This is a genomic window from Stenotrophomonas sp. HITSZ_GD, from assembly GCF_029543105.1.
GTDB lineage: Bacteria > Pseudomonadota > Gammaproteobacteria > Xanthomonadales > Xanthomonadaceae > Stenotrophomonas_A.
Map to the genome: position 1 here is coordinate 1 of NZ_JARQXB010000008.1, position 19,621 is coordinate 19,621.

18 protein-coding genes and 2 pseudogenes are annotated in these 19,621 nt (G+C 68.9%); 10 read left to right on the top strand and 10 right to left on the bottom strand.

The features are described 5' to 3' along the window. From P6166_RS09595 to P6166_RS09605, 3 genes and pseudogenes are all read right to left on the bottom strand, one after another. Positions 1 to 189, bottom strand: a pseudogene (locus P6166_RS09595) (copper resistance protein B); the annotation flags it as partial. After that, complete coding sequence (locus tag P6166_RS09600; RefSeq protein WP_277764245.1) at positions 186 to 1,940, bottom strand: copper resistance system multicopper oxidase; 1,755 nt, start codon at positions 1,938 to 1,940, stop codon at positions 186 to 188. The pseudogene P6166_RS09595 and the gene P6166_RS09600, both read right to left, overlap by 4 nt. 102 nt (positions 1,941 to 2,042) lie before the next feature. Continuing rightward, on the bottom strand, positions 2,043 to 2,435 hold the full coding sequence (locus P6166_RS09605; RefSeq protein WP_277764246.1) for a CopL family metal-binding regulatory protein: 393 nt from the start codon (positions 2,433 to 2,435) through the stop codon (positions 2,043 to 2,045). Positions 2,436 to 2,542: 107 nt separating this feature from the next. On the opposite strand from P6166_RS09605, the gene P6166_RS09610 reads away from it, so the two are divergent. Together P6166_RS09610 and P6166_RS09615 are read left to right on the top strand one after the other, a co-directional pair. Continuing rightward, positions 2,543 to 3,649: a PLP-dependent cysteine synthase family protein gene (locus tag P6166_RS09610; protein ID WP_277764247.1), complete on the top strand. Its 1,107-nt coding sequence runs from the start codon at positions 2,543 to 2,545 to the stop codon at positions 3,647 to 3,649. 46 nt (positions 3,650 to 3,695) lie between these two features. Then, entirely contained in the window at positions 3,696 to 5,720 is a 2,025-nt protein-coding gene (locus P6166_RS09615) for a M3 family metallopeptidase (protein WP_277764248.1), read from the top strand. A 41-nt stretch (positions 5,721 to 5,761) separates the two neighbouring features. On the opposite strand, the gene fabB is transcribed toward P6166_RS09615, so the two are convergent. Both fabB and fabA read right to left on the bottom strand, forming a co-directional pair. Next, positions 5,762 to 6,973, bottom strand: coding sequence for a beta-ketoacyl-ACP synthase I (gene fabB, locus P6166_RS09620; protein WP_277764249.1), 1,212 nt, complete (start codon positions 6,971 to 6,973; stop codon positions 5,762 to 5,764). Between the two features lie 2 nt (positions 6,974 to 6,975). Continuing rightward, positions 6,976 to 7,491: a 3-hydroxyacyl-[acyl-carrier-protein] dehydratase FabA gene (fabA, locus tag P6166_RS09625; RefSeq protein WP_277764250.1), complete on the bottom strand. Its 516-nt coding sequence runs from the start codon at positions 7,489 to 7,491 to the stop codon at positions 6,976 to 6,978. Between the two features lie 214 nt (positions 7,492 to 7,705). Between fabA and dinB the strand changes: the two genes are divergently transcribed. Continuing rightward, positions 7,706 to 8,788, top strand: coding sequence for a DNA polymerase IV (gene dinB / locus P6166_RS09630; protein WP_277764251.1), 1,083 nt, complete (start codon positions 7,706 to 7,708; stop codon positions 8,786 to 8,788). Positions 8,789 to 8,826: 38 nt separating this feature from the next. Beyond that, positions 8,827 to 9,489 carry a phosphoglycolate phosphatase gene (gph, locus tag P6166_RS09635; protein WP_277764252.1) on the top strand — a complete coding sequence of 221 codons (663 nt, stop codon included), beginning with the start codon at positions 8,827 to 8,829 and terminating at the stop codon, positions 9,487 to 9,489. A 6-nt stretch (positions 9,490 to 9,495) separates the two neighbouring features. On the opposite strand, the gene P6166_RS09640 is transcribed toward gph, so the two are convergent. Together P6166_RS09640 and P6166_RS09645 are read right to left on the bottom strand one after the other, a co-directional pair. Beyond that, positions 9,496 to 9,873: a TfoX/Sxy family protein gene (locus tag P6166_RS09640; protein ID WP_277764253.1), complete on the bottom strand. Its 378-nt coding sequence runs from the start codon at positions 9,871 to 9,873 to the stop codon at positions 9,496 to 9,498. Beyond that, complete coding sequence (locus P6166_RS09645) at positions 9,870 to 10,352, bottom strand: GAF domain-containing protein (protein WP_277764254.1); 483 nt, start codon at positions 10,350 to 10,352, stop codon at positions 9,870 to 9,872. The genes P6166_RS09640 and P6166_RS09645 overlap by 4 nt, the downstream gene beginning before the upstream one ends. An 87-nt stretch (positions 10,353 to 10,439) precedes the next feature. Here P6166_RS09645 and bioD point away from each other — a divergent pair, with 87 nt between their 5' ends. Further along, positions 10,440 to 11,117 (top strand): dethiobiotin synthase, encoded by a 678-nt coding sequence (gene bioD, locus P6166_RS09650; protein WP_277764255.1) that lies wholly within the window; start codon positions 10,440 to 10,442, stop codon positions 11,115 to 11,117. Positions 11,118 to 11,210: 93 nt separating this feature from the next. Here the strand turns inward: bioD and P6166_RS09655 are convergent, their stop codons facing one another. Together P6166_RS09655 and queD are read right to left on the bottom strand one after the other, a co-directional pair. Beyond that, positions 11,211 to 11,600, bottom strand: a complete 390-nt coding sequence (locus P6166_RS09655) for a phasin family protein (protein WP_277764256.1) — start codon at positions 11,598 to 11,600, stop codon at positions 11,211 to 11,213. Positions 11,601 to 11,757: 157 nt separating this feature from the next. Further along, positions 11,758 to 12,120 (bottom strand): 6-carboxytetrahydropterin synthase QueD, encoded by a 363-nt coding sequence (gene queD / locus P6166_RS09660; protein WP_277764257.1) that lies wholly within the window; start codon positions 12,118 to 12,120, stop codon positions 11,758 to 11,760. 140 nt (positions 12,121 to 12,260) lie between these two features. Between queD and P6166_RS09665 the strand changes: the two genes are divergently transcribed. The 3 genes from P6166_RS09665 (at position 12,261) to P6166_RS09675 (ending at position 16,121) form a co-directional block, all read left to right on the top strand. Further along, positions 12,261 to 13,055 (top strand): DUF4198 domain-containing protein, encoded by a 795-nt coding sequence (locus P6166_RS09665; RefSeq protein ID WP_277764258.1) that lies wholly within the window; start codon positions 12,261 to 12,263, stop codon positions 13,053 to 13,055. Between the two features lie 25 nt (positions 13,056 to 13,080). Next, positions 13,081 to 13,575 (top strand): EF-hand domain-containing protein, encoded by a 495-nt coding sequence (locus tag P6166_RS09670; RefSeq protein ID WP_277764259.1) that lies wholly within the window; start codon positions 13,081 to 13,083, stop codon positions 13,573 to 13,575. Between the two features lie 182 nt (positions 13,576 to 13,757). Continuing rightward, positions 13,758 to 16,121, top strand: a complete 2,364-nt coding sequence (locus P6166_RS09675) for a TonB-dependent hemoglobin/transferrin/lactoferrin family receptor (RefSeq protein WP_277764260.1) — start codon at positions 13,758 to 13,760, stop codon at positions 16,119 to 16,121. Between the two features lie 171 nt (positions 16,122 to 16,292). Here P6166_RS09675 and P6166_RS09680 read toward each other — a convergent pair. Further along, a pseudogene (locus P6166_RS09680) lies at positions 16,293 to 17,582 on the bottom strand (DEAD/DEAH box helicase); the annotation flags it as partial. 365 nt (positions 17,583 to 17,947) lie between these two features. Between P6166_RS09680 and P6166_RS09685 the strand changes: the two are divergent. Both P6166_RS09685 and maiA read left to right on the top strand, forming a co-directional pair. Continuing rightward, positions 17,948 to 18,937 carry a fumarylacetoacetate hydrolase family protein gene (locus P6166_RS09685; RefSeq protein WP_277764261.1) on the top strand — a complete coding sequence of 330 codons (990 nt, stop codon included), beginning with the start codon at positions 17,948 to 17,950 and terminating at the stop codon, positions 18,935 to 18,937. Positions 18,938 to 18,953: 16 nt separating this feature from the next. Beyond that, on the top strand, positions 18,954 to 19,610 hold the full coding sequence (gene maiA, locus P6166_RS09690; protein WP_277764262.1) for a maleylacetoacetate isomerase: 657 nt from the start codon (positions 18,954 to 18,956) through the stop codon (positions 19,608 to 19,610). Positions 19,611 to 19,621 lie beyond the last annotated feature (11 nt).

The window sequence follows — 19,621 nt, forward strand, 5'->3', positions numbered from 1 at the left end:
CGAGTGGTCCATCTGCGAGTGGTCCATCTGCGAGTGGTCCATCTGCGAGTGGTCCATCTGCGAGTGGTCCATCTGCGGCGTGTCGTCGGCCTTGGCCGACGACGCCTGCCGCGCGGCGGCAGGATCCTGCGCCGCCGCCAGCGGCGCGGCCAGGGCAAGCCAGCAGGCCAGGGAAAGGCGCGCGCTCATGCGTCCACCCGCACTTCCCGCATCATGCCGGCTTCCATGTGGTACATCAGGTGGCAGTGGTAGGCCCAGCGGCCCAGCGCGTCGGCGCGCACGCGGTAACTTCGGCGCGTGCCGGGCGGCATGTCGATGGTGTGCTTGCGTACCTGGAACTGCCCGCCGGCGTCCTCCAGGTCGCTCCACAGGCCGTGCAGGTGGATGGGGTGCTGCATCATCGTGTCGTTGACCAGCACGATGCGCAGGCGCTCACCGTAGTTCAGCCGCAGCGGTTGGGAAGAGGCAAACGGCACGCCGTCGAACGACCAGGCGAAGCGCTCCATGTGGCCGGTGAGGTGCAACTGGATCTCGCGCCCCGGCTCGCGCCCGTCCGGGTCCTCGAAGGCGCTGTGCAGGTCGGCGTAGCGCAGCACGCGGCGGCCGTTGTCGCGCAGGCCGATGCCCGGGTCGTCCAGGCGCGGGGACGTGGCATCGCTGCGCATGTCCACCAGTGGATTGCCGTGCTCGCTGGCCGGATGCGCATTCGCCGATGGCATCGCGTGGTCATGCGACATCCCCGGCATGTCCATGCCCATCGCCGCGCCGCAGCCGCCCTCCATGCCCTTGTGCGCGCCACCGCCCATGTCGTGGCCCATGTCGGCCATGCTGAGCAGGGGCCGCCGGTCCAGCGCGGGCACGGGTGCTTCCAGGCCGTGCCGCACGGCCAGCGTGGCGCGCGCATGGCCGGTGCGGCCCATGTCCTGGGCGAATACGGTGAAGGCGTCCTGCCCGGTCGGCTCGACGATCACGTCGAAGGTCTCCGCCGGCGCGATGCGGAACTCGTCCACGGTCACCGGGTGCACGTACTGCCCATCGGCGGCCACGACCGTGAGCTTGAGACCCGGGATGCGCACGTCGAAGTAGGTCATCGCCGCGCCGTTGATGAAGCGCAGCAGCACCTTCTCGCCGGTACGGAACAACCCGGTCCAGTTGCCCGCCGGGGCGGTGCCGTTGACCAGGTAGGTGTAGGTATGGGCGTTGATGTCCGACAGGTCGCTCGGCGTCATCCGCATGCGGCCCCACATGCCGCGGTCGGCCAGCGTGGCGGCCAGGCCGTCTTGGCGCGCGTCGCGGAAGAAGTCGCCCACCGTGCGCTGGTAGGTGTTGTCGTGCATCGGCATCTGCTTCATGCGCCGGTACAGCGCCGCCGGATCGAGGTCCGTCCAGTCCGAAAGCAGGATCACGTGCTCGCGGTCGTGCCGGTAAGGCGGCGGTTCCAGCGGGTCGATGACGAGCGCGCCATAGAGCCCGGACTGCTCCTGGAACATCGAATGGCTGTGGTACCAGTAGGTGCCCGACTGGCGCAGCGTGAAGCGGTACTGGTAGGCCTCGCCGGGCGCGATGCCGTCGAAGCTCATGCCGGGCACGCCGTCCATGTTGGCCGGCAGCAGCAAGCCATGCCAGTGGATCGAGGTGGGCGCATCGGCCAGCGTGTTGGCGACGCGGATGTTCACCGTGTCGCCCTCGCGCCAGCGCAGCGTGGGCGCCGGCAGGCTGCCGTTGACGGTGATGGCCGAGCGCGCGCGGCCGGTGAAATCGACCGGGGCGCGGCCGATCGCCAGCTGCAGGTGGTCGCCGCGCAGCTCGGGCATGGCGGGCAGCTGCGCCGCGCGGGCGGGCAGGCGCCACAGGCCGGCACCGACGGCGACGCCGCCCAGTGCCAGGCCTTGGACGAAGCGGCGCCGGCTGAGCGCGCCGCGGAAGGAATCGTGGGTCATGAAGGCTCCAGGCGCGGCCAGGAGAGGCCGCGCGATCTGCGGAATTCGTCGGACGGCCGCGAGCGGCCACGGACAACGGGCGGCCTGGGCCGCCGGAGCGCTTCAGGCGATGGGAGGTCGGACGGGCTGGTAAGGCCGCGGCAGGCCACGGTCCTGCGCGGGCGGGTCGAGCAGGCGGGCCGCGGTGGGCGGCGAGAGCGCCAGCGGGGCGAACAGGCTGATCGACGTGCCGCAGTGCTGCAGGCAGTCGCAGCCGGCCTGCGCGCAGCAGCCGGCATCGTGCCCGCCGTGGCCTTTGGCTTTCGCCATGTCCATGTGACCGGCGTCATGCGGCATGGCCGCCCCGGCATCCATCGCCATGCCGTCATGGCAGCCGGCCGCGGTGGCCTGGGGCACTGCCGCCGGCAGGCCGCCGAGCCTGGGCGCGGCCCACGCACCGCCGGCCGTATTGGCCAGCAGGGTCAGGCACAGCAGCAGGCGGAGCAGCAGCGGCATGGCGTTGCGAAAGCGAAGATGAAGGCCAAGGATAGCACTCCGCCGGCGGCGGCCTTGGCGCGGGAGGCCCGGCGTAGAATTGGATTTTTCCAACGTCTTCGCCAGCCATGTCGCAACGTGCGTGGGTCAATGCGGCCATCCACAAGATCGAGGCGGATTTCAACCGCTCCGCCGATACCCATCTGATCCCGTTGGCGTTGCCCGGCTTCCCGGGCATCGACGTGTACTTCAAGGACGAGTCCAGCCATCCCACCGGCAGCCTGAAGCACCGCCTGGCGCGCTCGCTGTTCCTCTACGCGCTGGCCAACGGCTGGTTGCGCGAGGGGCGGCCGGTGATCGAGGCCTCCAGCGGCTCGACGGCGGTCTCGGAGGCCTATTTCGCGCGCCTGCTGGGCCTGCCGTTCATCGCGGTGATCCCGGCGGCGACCTCGCCGGAGAAGATCGCCGCGATCGAATTCCATGGCGGCCGCTGCCACCTGGTCGAGCGTGCGTGCGATCTCAACGGGGCTTCCGAACAGCTGGCCCGGGGGACCGGCGGCCACTTCATGGACCAGTTCACTTACGCCGAGCGCGCCACCGACTGGCGTGCGAACAACAACATCGCCGAGTCGATCTTCAAGCAGATGGCCGAGGAGCCGCACCCGGTGCCGGCATGGATCGTGTGCAGTCCGGGCACCGGCGGCACCGCCGCCACCCTCGGCCGCTACGTGCGCTACCGGCGGCACGACACCCGCATCCTGTGCGTGGACCCGGAGGTTTCGGTGTTCTTCGACGGCTATTGCGGCGCCCTGGCCGGCGACGCGCAGGCGCGCCACCTGCAGATCACCGGCGGCTCGCGCATCGAGGGGATCGGCCGCCCGCGCGTGGAGGCCAGTTTCATCGCCAGCTGCGTGGACGGCATGGTGAAGGTGCCCGACGACCTCAGCCTGGCGGCGATGCGCTACGTGAGCGCGCGGCTGGGCCGGCGCGTGGGCGGTTCGACCGGCACCAACTTCGTGGGCGTGTTGCGGATCGCCGAGCAGATGCGGCGCGAAGGGCGGGGTGGCTCCATCGTCACCATCCTGTGCGATGCGGGCGAGCGCTACGCGCACAGCTACTACAACCCGGCCTGGTACCCGGAGCGCGGCATCGATGTCGACGCCAGCGATGCGCTGATCGCCGCGGCGGTCGCCGGGCACGGGCTGCCGGATCTGCCTTGCGCCTGGCTCGAATGACCGCCATATCGTCGTAACCCGTGTACGTCTTCCGCCTGGAGTCACCATGAACAATCCGCTGCTCGATTTCTCCGGCCTGCCGCGCTTCGACGCCATCGCGCCCGAGCATGTCGCGCCCGCCATCGACCAGTTGCTAGCCGAGGCCGAAGCGGCGGTGAAGCACGCCGAGCAGGTATCGCCAGTCACGTGGGAAAGCTTTGTCGTGCCACTGGACGACGCCACCGAGCGCCTGTGGCGCGCGTGGGGCCAGGTGGGCCACCTGCAGGCGGTGGTGAATACCCCCGCGCTGCGCGAGGCCTACAACGCGAACCTGCCGAAGGTCTCGCGCTTCGGCAGCGCGCTGGGGCAGAACCTGGCGCTGTATGCGCAGTACAAGCAATTGGCGGTCGCGCCCGAAGCGGCGAGCTACGACGAGGCGCGCCGCAAGGTCATCGACAACGCGCTGCGCGATTTCCGCCTGGGCGGCGCCGAGCTGGACGACGCCGGCAAGCAGCGCTTCTCGGCCATCCAGGAAGCGCTGTCGGCGTTGTCGGCCAAGTTCTCCCAGAACGTGCTGGATGCCACCGACGCGTGGTCGCTCTATGTCGAGGAAGAATCGCGCTTGGCCGGCCTGCCTGCCGAAGTGCGTGCCGCCGCGCGCGCGGCAGCCGAGAAGGACGGGCGCGCCGGTTGGAAGCTGACCCTGCAGATGCCGTGCTACCTGCCGGTGCAGGCTTACGCCGACGATCGTGAGCTGCGCGCCACGCTATACCGCGCCAACGCCGAGCGCGCGTCCGAATTCGGCGATGGCGCGCTGGACAACAGCGCGCACATCGACCGCATCCTCGCCCTACGTGGCGAACTGGCCGCGCTGCTGGGCTTTACCAACTACGCCGAATACTCCATCGCCACCAAGATGGCGCAGGATCCGGCCGAGGTACTCGGTTTCCTGCGTGACCTGGCGGGTCGCGCGCTGCCGCACGCGCGGCGCGATCGCCAGGAACTGGAGGAATTCGCGCGCGACGAACTTGGCCTGGACGCACTGGAGGCGTGGGACCTGGGCTATGCCAGCGAGAAGCTCAAGCAGGCGCGTTACAGCTTCTCCGAGCAGGAAGTGAAGGCCTACTTCACCGAACCCAAGGTGTTGGCCGGCCTGTTCGACCTCATCCAGGCGCTGTACGGCCTGCGCGTGGAACCCGACAGCGCGCCGGTGTGGCACCCGGATGTGCGCTTCTTCCGGCTGGTGGATGCGCAAGGCAGCCTCGTAGGCCAGTTCTATCTGGACTTGTACGCGCGCGAAGGCAAGCGCGGCGGCGCATGGATGGACGACTGCCGCAACCGCCGCGACCGCGCCACGGGTACGCAGACGCCCTTGGTCTACCTGGTGTGCAACTTCGGCCGCGGTACGGACGGCCAGCCGGCCACGTTCCGCCACAACGAGGTCACCACGCTGTTCCACGAAATGGGGCACGGCCTGCACCAGCTGCTGACGCGGGTCGGCGAGCTTGGCGTGGCCGGCATCAATGGCGTGGAATGGGACGCGGTGGAGCTGCCCAGCCAGTTCATGGAGAACTTCTGCTGGGAATGGCCGCGGGTGGAAGCGATGACCGCGCACGTGGAAACCGGCGCGCCCCTGCCGCGCAACCTGTTCGAACGCATGCTGGCCGCGCGCAATTTCCAGAGCGGCATGTTCACCGTGCGTCAGCTGGAGTTCGCGCTGTTCGACATGCAGCTGCACAGCGCCTACGACCCGGCGCAGGACAGCGTGCTGCAATTGCTGGAGCGCGTGCGCGACGAGGTGGCGGTGAACCGCCCGCCGGCCTGGAACCGCTTCCCGCACCAGTTCAGCCATATCTTCGCGGGCGGCTACGCGGCGGGCTATTACAGCTACAAGTGGGCCGAGGTGCTCAGCGCCGATGCCTATGCCGCGTTCGAGGAAGCGCCGGAACAAGTCGCGCTGACCGGCGCGCGTTTCCGCGACGAGGTGCTTTCGCGCGGGGGCAGCCGCAGCGCGGCGGAAAACTTCCGCGCGTTCCGCGGCCGCGCGCCGCAGATCGACGCGCTGCTGCGCCATAGCGGCATGGGCGGCTGATGTGAGGCACGCGGGGCGGCATCACGCTGCCCCGCGTGGGTTCAGGACGGACGCCCGAACACCAGTGCGGCGTTGGTGCCGCCGAAGCCGAAGCTGTTGGACATCACGGTATCCAGCGTGGCCTGGCGCGTCTGGCGCAGGATCGGGAAGCCCTCCACGCGCGGGTCCAGCGCGTCGATGTGCGCCGAACCGGCCATGAAACCGTCGCGCAGCATCAGCAGCGAATAGATCGCCTCGTGCACGCTGGCCGCGCCGAGCGAATGGCCCGACAACGCCTTGGTCGAGGACAGCGGCGGCACCTCCTCTCCGAATACCTCGCGCACGGCGTTCAACTCGGTGACATCGCCCAACGGCGTGGAGGTGCCGTGGGTGTTCAGGTAATCGATGCGGCGATCCAGGCCTTCCATCGCCATGCGCATGCAGCGCACCGCGCCTTCGCCGGACGGGGCGACCATGTCGGCGCCGTCGGAGGTGACGCCATAGCCGAGCAGTTCGGCGTGGATGCGCGCGCCGCGCTTGACCGCGTGGTCGTAGTCTTCCAGCACCAGCATGCCGCCGCCGGAGCCGATGACGAAGCCGTCGCGCTCGGCGTCGTAGGGCCGCGAGGCGACCTGCGGGCGGTCGTTGTAGCCGGTGGACAGCGCGCCCATCGCGTCGAACATCACGCTCATGGTCCAGTGCAGTTCCTCGCCGCCGCCGGCGAAAACGATGTCCTGCGCGCCGTGGCGAATCAGGTCGGCGCCGGCGCCGATGCAATGCGCGGAGGTCGCGCACGCGGCGGAGATCGAATAGCTCAGGCCGCGGATCTTGAACGCGGTGGCCAGCGAGGCCGAGACCGCCGAGCACATCGTGCGCGGCACCATGTACGGGCCGACCTTGCGCACGCCGCGCGCGCGCAGGATGTCGGCCGTCTCCACCTGCCACTGGCTGGAGCCTCCGCCGGACCCGGCGATCAGGCCGGTGCGCAGGTCGCTCACCTGGGCCTCGTCCAGGCCGGCATCGGCGATCGCGTCGCGCATGGCCAGGTAGGCGTAGGCGGAGGCGTCGCCCATGAAGCGCTTGAGCTTGCGGTCGATCAGCGCATCGAGGTCCAGCTCGACCTTGCCGCCCACCTGGCTGCGCAGGCCGGCCTCGGCGTGGTCGGGCAGGTACTGCAGGCCCGAACGGCCTTCGCGCAGCGCGCTCGACACGGTGTCCAGGTCGTTGCCCAGGCAACTGGTGATGCCCATGCCGGTGATGACGACGCGACGCATGCTCAGAAGCCCTCGGTGGAAGTGAACAGGCCCACGCGCAGGTCCTTGGCGGTGTAGATCTCGCGACCGTCAACCAGCATGCGCGCATCGCTTTGCGCCATCACCAGCTTGCGGTTGATCACGCGGGCGATATCGATCTCGTAACGCACGAGCTTGGCGTTGGGCAGTACCTGGCCGGTGAACTTCACCTCGCCCACGCCGAGCGCGCGGCCACGGCCGGGCGCGCCCAGCCAGGTGAGGAAGAAACCGGTGAGCTGCCACATCGCGTCCAGGCCGAGGCAGCCGGGCATCACCGGGTCGCCGATGAAATGGCAGCCGAAGAACCACAGGTCCGGGCGGATATCCAGTTCGGCCACGACCTGGCCCTTGCCGTACGCACCGCCTTCCTCGGCGATGTGGACGATGCGGTCGAACATCAGCATCGGGTCGTTGGGCAGGCGGCCGGCGTTGGCGCCGAACAGTTCGCCACGCGCGCTGGCCAGCAGCTGGTCGCGCGTATAGGCAGATTCGCGGGTCATGCGGAAGCTCTCGAGAAAAACGCGCCCGGCGGCGCGAAAGTGCGCCAGCCTGCACGAGCGCATTGCAGCAAAGCAAACGCTTTTTTCCGTACGCAAGCGTAGTGTTTTGCGGCCATCGCGGGCAAAGCTTTGCGCCGCTTGGCGTGCGACGGATCAGCGCACGGCGGCTGGATTATCATGGCAGGGCAACGTTCGCCGCCGTAGGGTTCCCTGGATGCGCAAGATCATTCACGTCGACATGGATGCGTTCTACGCGTCCGTGGAACAGCGTGACGATCCGTCGCTGCGTGGCCGGCCGGTGGTGGTGGCGTGGAAGGGCGCGCGGTCGGTGGTGTGCGCGGCCTCCTACGAGGCGCGCAAGTTCGGCGTGCGCTCGGCGATGCCGGCGCTGCGGGCCGAGCGGCTCTGCCCGGACGCGGTGTTCGTGCCGCCGGATTTCACCCGCTACAAGGCGGTATCGCGGCAGGTGCGCGAGATTTTCCATCGCCAGACCGACCTGGTCGAGCCGCTTTCGCTGGACGAGGCCTACCTGGACGTCACCGAGGCCAAGAGCGGGATGCGCATCGCCACCGAGATCGCGCGGCAGGTGCGTGCGCAGATCCGCGAGGAGACGCAGCTCACCGCATCGGCCGGCATCGCGCCGAACAAGTTCCTGGCCAAGATCGCCTCGGATTGGCGCAAGCCCGATGGCCAGTTCGTGGTGCCGCCGTCCAAGGTCGAAGCGTTTCTCACGCCGTTGCCGGTGAACCGCATTCCCGGTGTGGGCAAGGTGATGGAGAGCAAGCTCACCGCGCTCGGCATCCACACCGTGGGCGATTTGCGCGTGCGGCCGCTGGAGGAGCTGCAGGCGCATTTCGGCAGCTTCGGGCAGGGCCTGTACAACCGCGCACGGGGGATCGACGAACGCCCGGTGGAGCCCCACCAGGAAGTGCAGCAGGTCTCTTCGGAGGACACCTTCGCCGAGGACCTGCCGCTGGAAGCGCTGGCGCCGGAGATCGCGCGCCTCGCCGAGCGCACCTGGGCGGCGATCGAGCGCACCGGCCGCCTCGGCCGAACGGTGGTGCTGAAGCTCAAGACCTCGCAGTTCCGCATTCTCACCCGCAGCCTCACCCCCGAACGCCCGCCGGCCTCGGCGCAGGAACTGGTGGAGATCGCGCAGGCGCTGGTGCAGCGCGTGCAACTGCCGGACAGCACGCGCTATCGGCTGGTCGGCGTGGGCGTATCCGGTTTCGCCGGGCAGGAGGAGGACGTGGTGCAAGGCGACCTGTTCGCCGGCGAGACGCTGGGCGAGCGCTGAGCCTCGCTTACACTGTGGCGCCCGACATCGCGCGCGCCATGAGCTATCCGTTTCCGCTGGTGATCTTCGATCTCGATGGCACGCTCGTGGACAGCCTGTCCGACATCGCCGAAGCCCTCAACCTCACGCTGGCCGATCTATCGCTGCCGCAGGTCGACGAGGCCACCGTACGCGGCTGGATCGGCGAGGGCGTGCGCAGCCTGGTGGCCAGCGCGCTGCAGGCTGCGCATGCACCGCGGCCGCTGGACGAGGTGATGCCGGGCTTCATGCGCCACTACGGCGAATGCCTGCTGCACCATCCGCGCCTGTTTCCGGGCGTGGCGCCCACGCTGGAAGGCTTGCGCGCGCGCGGCGCGACGCTGGCGATCTGCACCAACAAGCCGTCGCGTTTCGTGGTGCCGCTGCTGGAGCATCTCGGCATTGCCGGGCACTTCGCGGCGGTGCTGGGCGGGGATTCGTTGCCCGAGCGCAAGCCCGATCCCACGCCGCTGCTGCATCTTTGCGCGCAGTTCGGGCAAGCGCCCGCGCAGGCGCTGATGGTGGGCGATTCAGCGGTGGATGCGGCCGCGGCGAATGCCGCGCAGGTGCCGCTGGCCCTGGTGCGCTACGGCTACCTGCGTGGGCTGGACCCGGCGCACTCGGGCGCGCGCTGGGTGATGGACGACATGCGCGAGCTGCTGGACATCGACACGGCCGCCTGAGGCCGATCAGTCTTCTTCCGCCGGCGCGTCGTCGTCGGTCTCGTCGTCCGCGGGCGCTGAAGCCTCGTCATCGCCATAGCGCGTGGTCGAGACCGGCCCGCCCACCGGTGTGCCGCGCTGGGGCGGCAGCTGGGCGCTGGCGTGTTCGAGCTCGCTCAGCAGTTGGTGGCGCCGCGCCTCCGGGATGTCCTGCCAGTGGCTGCCGACCAGCGCACCTTCCAGCGAATAGAGCAGGTTGAGGCTGGGCTTGAATCCGGCCCGGCGAACCTTGAGGAACGCGCCGACCGCGCCGACCGCCTGCAGATCCTCGACGCTGCGCAGCCCGACCTGGCGCAGCCACGCCGCGCTCTTCGGGCCGATGTTGCGCAGCCGTTCGGTGCTCACGCCAGGCTGTCCACGAACACCTGGGCGATGGCTTCCAGGCCGCGCTGGTCTTCCTCGTCGAAGCGCGCCAGTTCGGGGCTGTCGAGGTCCAGCACGCCGATCAGCGTGTCGCCCTTGACCAGCGGCACCACCAGCTCCGAGCGCGAGGCCGAATCGCAGGCGATATGGCCCGGGAAGGCGTCCACGTCCTCGATGCGCTGGGTCTGGCGGGTGCGCGCGGCGGCACCGCACACGCCCTTGTCCAGCGGGATGCGCACGCAGGCCGGCAGGCCCTGGAACGGGCCGACCACCAGTTCCTGGCCGTCATAGAGGTAGAAGCCGGCCCAGTTGAGGCTCGGCAAGGAATTGAAGATCAGCGCCGCCAGGTTGGCGGCGTTGGCGATGCGGTCGCGCTCGCCGTGTACCAGGGCCTGCGCCTGGGCCTTGAGCTGCGCGTACTGTTCCGGCCTGCTGCCGGTGAGCGTGGAGGAGGTGAACATGGCGGCCAGTCTAGCAGCGCCCACCGGGGCCACTGACGCCAGCGCCGGGACGGCTTATCCTGCCGGCCCCCGAGCCGGACCCCGCGCATGTTTCCTTTCCCCGCCTTCTTCGTCACCGGCACCGACACCGGCATCGGCAAGACCGTGGCCAGCAGCAGCCTGTTGCATGCGCTGCGCGGGCAGGGGCTGCGCGCGGTGGGCATGAAACCGCTGGCCAGTGGCTGCGAGGCCACCCCGGACGGCTGGCGCAACGAGGACGCGCTGACGCTGCAGACCGCCAGCGCGCCGCGGCCGGACTACGCACTGGTCAATCCGTACGCCTTGCCGGAACCGCTGGCGCCGGAGATCGCCGCGGCCGAAGCCGGCGTCACCATCGAACTGCCGCCGCTGCAGGCCGCCTACGACCAGCTGCGCGCGATGGCCGACGTGGTGGTGGTCGAAGGTGTGGGCGGCTGGGCCGCGCCGCTCAGCGCCACGCTCGATCAGGCGGACCTCGCGCGCGTATTCGATCTGCCGGTGGTGCTGGTGGTAGGCATGCGCCTGGGTTGCCTCAACCATGCACGGCTGAGCGCGGCAGCCATCGCGGCGGACGGGCTGCGCTGCGTGGGCTGGATCGCCAACGAGGTGGACCCCCAGATGGCGCGCCGAGACGAGAACTTCGCCCTGTTGCAAGCGCGTTTGCCGATGCCGTGCTGGGGCCGCATCCCGTATCGGCCGGATGCCGACCCGGCGGTGCTGGCTTCGCACCTGCGCGTGCCGGGCTGAGCGGGCGCCGGAAAAGAAAAAGGCCCGACAGAGGGAGGGATCTGTCGGGCCTGTTTGCGTGGGGGGAGGGACCCACGCAAATACAGAAAACTTTTACTTGCGGCGTGCGTTGCGCGGGGGCGCGACGTTCGCCTGGAACTGTTCGTTGGCCGACTCGAACTGGCTGCGTGCCAGCTGGCCGATGGCCTCGGAAGCCTTCAGGCTCAGGCCGACCGCTTCCTGATTCGCCGTGGCCAGGCGCTCCAGGTTGTCGCGGGCGATCTGCAGGCCCTTCGGCCACAGCGACTGCACGCTGCCCAGGTCACTCACGTCGGCGAACTGGCCAAGGAAGTCGGCCGTCGCGTTGACGTTCTTCTCCAGCGTCTTCAACTGCAACCCGAACACGCTTTCGGCGTTTTCGAGCGCCAACCGGTTGGCGCGCGATGCGGCGGCGGCGAACTGGTGGGTGTACTGACTGAAGCTGCTGTCGAACTGAGCGGACATCGCGGATTCCAGTGGAGCTGCGGTACCGTGTTGCGATGCAGCATAGCGCGTTTCTGCTGCGATGCAACAACTTTTTTCGAGGCGAGCGAATTTCCCGGGGTGAGCCCGCAAAATCAACGACTTGGGGGTTGGCCGGGCCGGCAAGGCGGCCGGCGGTTCAGGCCTTCGGGCCGCGGTATCGGCAACCGGACGTGCAGGTCTCGTGGATCACGACCTCGCGCAGGGCGGGCAGGGTCGGTTTGAGCTGTTCCCATATCCAGATCGCCAGCCGCTCGCTGGTCGGGTTCTCCAGCCCTTCGATGTCGTTGAGGTAATGGTGATCCAGGCGGTCGTAGATCGGCTGGAAGGCGGCTTTGACGTCGCCGAAGTCCATGATCCAGCCGGTGTCCGCGCCCGGCTCGCCGCCGACATGCAGTTCGATGCGGAACGAATGGCCATGCAGCCGCGCACACTTGTGGCCCGGCGGGACGTTGGGCAGCCGGTGCGCCGCCTCGACCATGAAGACTTTGAAGATTTCCATCCGTGCATTGTGGACGCGCGGCGGCGGCGCGTCATCGGCCAGCCTCTTGATGAGAACCGCTCGCATTCATACAATGCGCCGGTCAGCCAGCAGGAAGCACATCCGGCCAGCGATCCATCCACGTTCCAGGGGATCGCGCCATGAAATGCCCGCTTCTCGCCGCCGTGCTGGCCGTCGTGGCCTGGCCGGCCGCCGCCCATATGCCGTATCTCGCGCCCGCCACTTTCCAGGTGCAGGCGGGCGGCACTGTCACTCTCGATGCCGCTTTCGCCGAAGCCTTCTTCGTGCCGGAGGCAGCCTTCGACGATAGCCATTTCAGCATCCTCGGCCCGGACGGCCGCGAGACGGCGCCTGAGCGCGTCGTGCCGCTGCATACCCGCGTGGTGGTCGAGCATGCCCTGCCGCAGGATGCGAAGGGCACCTATCGTTTCAGTACCGGCGAACGCCTGGGCGCGGTGTTCCGCACCTGGGAGATCGATGGGCGCAAGGTCTCCTCGCGCGACGCGAACGCGCCGGTGCCTGCCGGCGCGAAGGTGACCTCGCACTTCCAGTCGCGCATCCGCGCCGAAACCTACCTGACGGTGGGCGCGCCGGATCGCGGCGCGCTGCGACCCTACGGGCACGGCCTGGAACTGGTGGCGGTGACCCATCCCAGCGATCTCTACGCGAACGAGCCAATCGAATTCGAGCTGCAGTTCGACGGCAAACCGCTGGCCGACACCGCGGTGCAGCTCAGCGAAGCGGTGTGGTCTTCCGACCGCCAGGCACGCGAGGTCGAACTGCGCAGCGATGCACAGGGCCGCGTGCGCTGGGCACATCCCGCCAGCGGTATCTGGCTGGCGCTGGCGCGTCATCGCAGCGCCGCGCCTGCCGGTGCCGCCGCGCCCGAATACAGCAACAGCTACAGCCTCGTCTTCCACGTGCTCAACCCTTGAGCCCGTCCAACCGCTGGAGAATTCCATGAAGAAGCATTCCCTCGTCGTCCTCGGCCTGCTGCTGGCGCCGGCCATGTCGCTGGCCGCCAACACCGAGACCGTGGACCAGAAGGTCCAGGACAAGGTCGGTGGCCACGGCGAAGACCCCGCCGCGTTCGTGGCCGAGCACGACCTCGACGGTGACGGCAAGGTCGATGCTGCCGAGTTCGAGAAGTTTCGCCGCGCGCGCTTCGCAGAGACCGATACCAACGGCGATGGCGTGTTGAGCCGCGACGAATACGTCGGCGAATTCGAGCGCCGCTTGAAGCATGCGCAGGGCCAGACGAACGCGCGTCAGATGAAGCAGGCCGACGTGCGGTTCAACGTCCTGGACAAGGACAAGGACGGCAAGATGACCTGGGACGAGTACGCCGCTTCCGGCGAGCGCCTGTTCAAGCGTGCCGATCGCAATGGCGATGGCGTGGTCGACGCGCGCGACAACCAGGCGCCGGATCCGGAAGGGGCCGCTTCCGGCAAGTAAGGTCTGCCTCGCGGGCGCGGGGAGCGTCCGCCAGGTGCGCCGCGCCGAGCGCGCGGCCTGCGTGCCGGGTTCGTGCCGGTGCGTCCTCCATTCGAGCAACGCGTCCCCAGCGGGACTTCGCAGCCAACCACGCCGCACCCCACGCGGCGCCGTACCTCCTTTACTCACTGCGGAGTTCCGTCATGAACCACCCCCGATGCCAGCTCGCGCTGGCGATTGCCCTATGCCTGCCGATCGGCACGGCCCTGGCTGCCGAGGCCGCCGCGCCAAGCACCACGCTCGATCCGGTCGAAGTGCGCGAAACCCGCGCCAAGTCCGATACGCAGAACGTCACCACCTTGTCGTCCAAGGAACTGCGTGCCCAAGGCGCCCAGGGCATGGAGGACGTGATCCGCTACGTGCCCGGCGTCGAAATGGTCGACCTGGGTCGCGCGGGCTTCAACGGCTTCAACATCCGGGGCCTGGAAGCGGACCGCGTGGCGATGACCCTGGATGGGCTGAGCTTTCCGCAGAGCATGGACCCGGGCAGCTACCAACCCTATGAGTTCTTCCGTTCCGGCCGGGGCAGCGTGGATCTGGAATCGGTGAAGGCGGTGGAGATCATCAAGGGGGCGGACGCCATCACCGCCGGCAGCGGAGCGCTCAGCGGCGCGGTGATGTTTACCACCAAGGATCCAGCCGACCTCCTCAAGGCCCACGGCAACGACAGCTACGGTTCGATCAAGTACGGCTATACCGGCGCCAACGACGAGAACATGGGTTCGTTGACCTTCGCCAACCGGACCGGCAAGTTCGAGTCGCTGCTGGTCTACACCCGCCGCGACGGGCACGAGACCGAATCCTGGTACGACACCACCCTCGTGCAGGACGGGCCGGATCGCCGCACGCCCGATCCGGTGGATCGCGAGAGCGACAACCTGCTGGCGAAGATCAACTTCCTCGCCACCGCGCACCAGACCCTGGGCGTGGTGTACGAACGCGCGCGCGGCACCAACGACGTCGACAACTGGTCGCGCAGCGACGGCGTCGGGGCGTACTACCGGCGCACGGCGCAGGACCGCAACGACCGTGACCGCTATGGCCTGAATTACACCTGGCAGGCGAACGTCGCGATGTTCGACAGCCTGGAGGCCACCGTGGACCACCAGAAGAGCTACATCCAGGGCCAGACGAACATCGACGTCGCCAGCGGCACGACCGGCGGCACCCGTTGCTCGGCGGTCACCCTGTGCGCTCGTCAGGAGCATCGCTGGGATACCCAGAAGCTGGACCGGGCCGCGCTGGATCTCGCCAAGCAGTTCGACATCGGGCGCGTGCACCACGACATGGTCTACGGCGCCGCCTGGCAGGAAGGCGAGATCCACTGGAACTCGGTCGATTCGCGTTGGGACAACAGTGGCCGCCTGGTCAGCCGCGATACCGATCCCTCCCTCTGGCCGGACACCCGGCAGACCGACTGGACCGCGTATGTGCGGGACAAGGTGCGCCTGCTCGATGACCGGCTGACCTTCACCGGCGGCGTGCGCTATGACCGCTACAAGTACGTGCCGCGCACCCGCGCGACCGCCAACGGCGATTCCGGCTACGAGGACGCGGGCGGCAGTGTCGGCATCTCCCGGTTCTCCTCGCCAACCTGGAACCTGGGCAGCGAGTTCAAGTTCACCGACGCGCAATCGGTCTGGGCGCAGGCCGGGCGCGGCTTCCGCGCGCCGAGCGTCAACGACATGTACGGCACGTCCTCGACCACGGAAGTCACCCGCGTCTCCGATGGCGCCACGGTGACCGTGCCCGACGGCAAGAGCAACCCTGACCTGGAGGCCGAGCGCAGCCTCAACCTGGAAATCGGCTGGCGCTACCAGGGCGAGCGCTTGCGGCTGGGCGTGTCGGCATTCCGCGACAAGTACAGCGACTTCATCGATACCGCGACCTTCACCGCGGACGAAGGCGTGCTGTACAGCACCACGGTGCGCGGCGTCACCACGATCACCAACGGCTACAGCTACCTCATGCCGATCAACCGCGGCGAGGTCACGGTGAAAGGCGTGGAGGCCGAGGGCCTGTGGCTGCTGGCCGACGACTGGCTGGCCCGCCTGGCGTACTCGTACAACGAGGGCAAGGACAACGACGGCGAGCCGCTGGGCAGCATCAGCCCTGCCAAGACCGTGGCCGGCGTGAGCTACAACGCGCCGTCGCGACGCTGGAGCGTGACCGCCAACGTCACCCACCAGGCCCGCAAGGACCCGGACGACTACGGCACCAGCGTGACCAATTCCAGCTATGGCGCCGAGGTGGTCCCGGCGTACGCCTACAAGGCGCGCGCGTACACGCTGCTGGACGTGTTCGGCAGTTACGACCTGAGCACGCGCCTGCATCTCACCGCTGGCGTCTACAACGTATTCGACAAGGAGTACTACCTGTGGAACCGCGTGCGGACGGCTGGCGCCGGCACCGCGGTGTTCGCGGGCAACACCAGCCCGGAAGGCATCGGCCGCTGGTCGCAGCCTGGGCGCAACGTGCGCTTCACCCTGAGCTTCGACTTCCTCTGACGCGGCGCTGGGCTTGCGGGTCCTAAAACGAAGACGGCGCGCGGAGGGATCCGCGCGCCGTCTTCTTGTCGCTTTACCGCGTGGGGCTACTCAGCGCGGGGCATTGCCCGGGCCGCGACCACCGCCACCGCCGCCGCCACCGCGACGCCGACGGCCCTGCGGCTTGGCCGCACCCGGCTGCTTGGCGCCGGCATGCGCGTGGCCTTGCGGACGACCGCCATCGCCATGCGGGCGACGCGCGCCCTGGTGCTTGCGCGGCGGGCGCTGGCCGGCCGGTTGCTCGGCCTTGCCCGGGGCGCTGTTGCCCCAGCGGATCGGCACCTGCGGCTCGAAGCCCGGCACGTCGCGGATGTCCATGTCGCGGTTGAGCAGGCGCACGATCTGGCGCAGGTACTTCGCATCTTCCTGCGCGACCAGCGAGATCGCCTCGCCGCTGGCGCCGTTGCGGCCGGTGCGGCCGATGCGGTGCACGTAGTCCTCGGCGACCATCGGCAGGTCGAAGTTGATCACCCGCGGCAGCTGGTCGATGTCGATACCGCGCGCGGCGATGTCGGTGGCCACCAGCACGGTGACGCGGCCGGCCTTGAAGTCGCCCAGCGCGCGCAGGCGCTGGCCCTGGCTCTTGTTGCCGTGGATCGCCGCGGTCTTGATGCCCGACTTCTCCAGGAACGTGGCCAGCTTGTCGCTGCCGTGCTTGGTCTTGGCGAACACCAGCGTCTGCACGCGGCTGTCCTGCGCCAGCAGGCTCAGCAGCAGCTCGCGCTTGCGCGCGGTGTCGACCGGGTGCACGCGGTGGGCGATGGTCTCGGCCACGGTGTTGCGCGGGGTCACCATCACCTCGCGCGGGTGGCGCATGAACTCCATCGCCAGCTGCTTGATCGGCTCGGCGAAGGTGGCCGAGAACAGCAGCGTCTGGCGGTTCTGCCGCGGCAGCTTGGCCAGGATGCGCTTGATCGAGGGCAGGAAGCCCATGTCGAGCATGCGGTCGGCCTCGTCCAGCACCAGCACCTCGATGCCGGAGAGGTCCACGCTGCGGCGCTCCAGGTGGTCGATCAGGCGGCCCGGGCAGGCCACCAGCAGGTCCACGCCGCGGCGCAGCGCGTCGAGCTGGTTGCCCATGCCCACGCCGCCGTAGATCACGGCGCTGGGGATGCGCTGGTACTTGCCGTAGCCGCGCAGGCTGTCGTGCACCTGGGTGGCCAGCTCGCGGGTGGGGGTGAGAATCAGCGCGCGCGGCTTGCGCGGGCCGTTCACCGCCTGCGGGGTGGTGGCCAGGTACTGCAGGACGGGCAGGCCGAACGCGGCGGTCTTGCCGGTACCGGTCTGCGCGCCGGCTAGCAGGTCATGACCTTCGAGCACCAGCGGGATGGCTTCGCGCTGGATGGGGGTGGGGGTCTCGTAGCCTTCTTCGGCGAGCGCGCGCAGCAGGAAGGGCGCAAGGCCCAGGGTTTCAAACGACATGGGATTCTCCGGAAAATACTCGCCCACGTGGCCGGACGGCCAGCAAGGGCTGAGGGGCGACTCGGAGCGTTCCCGTGTAACCGCGCTGCGAGAAGAGGGGACGACCAAGCGCGGGTTGCGCATGACCGGTATGCAAGGCGAACGGCGTCGGATGGGGCGGGCGGACCGGGCGAACCCGATGGCGCCGGCGATCCCTGAGGGAAACGGACGGCCGCTGGCAGACCCGTTCAGTTTACGCGAAATCCGCCCGCCGTCCCAGCCGCAGCCGGATCGCCTGTTCAGGAACCGAACGCGCTAGTCCGTTGCAGATGTAACCAAAGCCTGCCCGGCCTACAATCGGCGTCCCAGCCGTGAGCGGATGCACCATGAAGCTAGGTTCCCTGAAGGAAGGCGGCCGCGACGGCACGCTGATCGTCGTCTCCCGCGACCTGACCCGCGGCGTGCGCGCCACCGGCATCGCGCCAACGCTGCAGCGCGCGCTGGAAGACTGGAGCCACGTCGCGCCGCGCCTGAACGCCCTGTACGAATCGCTGGAAGACGGCAGCGCCGACGGCCAGTTCGACCTGGACACGGCCGCGCTGGCCGCGCCGTTGCCGCGCGCCTACGAATTCGTGGACGGCAGTGCCTACCTGCCGCACGTGGAGCGCGTGCGCCGCGCGCGCAATGCGGAGGTGCCGGAGAGCTTCTACACCGATCCGCTGATGTACCAGGCCACCAGTGCCGGCTTCTACGGCCCGCGCGATGCGGTGAAGGTGGCCAGCGAGGACTACGGCATCGACCTGGAAGCCGAACTGGTGGTGGTCACCGACGACGTGCCGATGGCGGTGGATGCCGCGCAGGCGGCCGACCACATCCAGTTGATCGGCCTGGTCAACGACGTCTCGCTGCGCCATCTCATTCCCAACGAACTCGCCAAGGGTTTCGGCTTCCTGCAATCCAAGCCGCGCTCGGCGCTCTCGCCCGTGTTCGTCACGCCGGACGAACTGGGCCCGGCATGGCGGGACAACAAGGTGCACCTGCCGCTGGTGACCCACATCAACGGCGAATGGTTCGGCGCGCCGGAAGCCGGCGAGGACATGCAGTTCGATTTCGCCCAGCTGGTCGCGCATGCGGCCAAGACCCGCCCCCTGGGCGCGGGGACGATTGTCGGCTCCGGCACCATCGCCAACCAGGACACCTCGCGCGGCGCGTCGTGCTTCGCCGAGCAGCGCGTGGTGGAGACGCTGCGCGACGGCAAGCCCAGCACGCCGTTCATGCAGTTCGGCGACACGGTGCGGATCGAGATGTTCGACCGCCAGGGCAACAGCATCTTCGGCGCGATCGAGCAGCGCATTGAAGCGCAGGCCAAGCCCTGAGCAAGGGAGGACCGGGATGAGTCAGGCCCTGCAGCTGTATACCTACTGGCGTTCCAGCGCGGCTTACCGCGTGCGCATCGGCCTGAATCTCAAAGGCTTGGCGCACGACCTGCTGCCGGTGCACCTGGTGCGCGACGGCGGGCAGCAGCACGCGGCCGAGTACGTCGCGCTCAACCCGCAGCACCTGGTGCCGACGCTGCGCCACGGCGACCAGGTGCTCACGCAGTCCATGGCGATCCTGGAATATCTGGACGAGGTGTTTCCCGATACGCCGTTGCTGCCCGCCCCGGCACTGGCGCGCGCCCGGGTGCGCGCGCTGGCGCAGGTGGTGGGCTGCGACATCCATCCGCTCAACAACCTGCGGGTGATGCAGTATCTGGAGCGGACCGTCGAAGCGGAGGCGGCGCGCCGCGAAGAATGGACGCGCCACTGGATGCGCGAAGGCTTCGCCGCGCTGGAGACCCTGCTGGCCGGCCACCCGGATACCGGCGATTTCTGCCACGGCGACACGCCCGGCCTGGCCGATTGCTGCCTGGTGCCGCAGCTCTACAACGCGCACCGTTTCGGCGTGGACCTTGCCCCGTACCCGACCTTGCGACGAATCGAGCAGGCCTGCCTGGCGCTGCCGGCCTTCGACCGCGCGCGTCCCGAGCGGCAGCCGGACGCCCAATGAATCACGGCGCC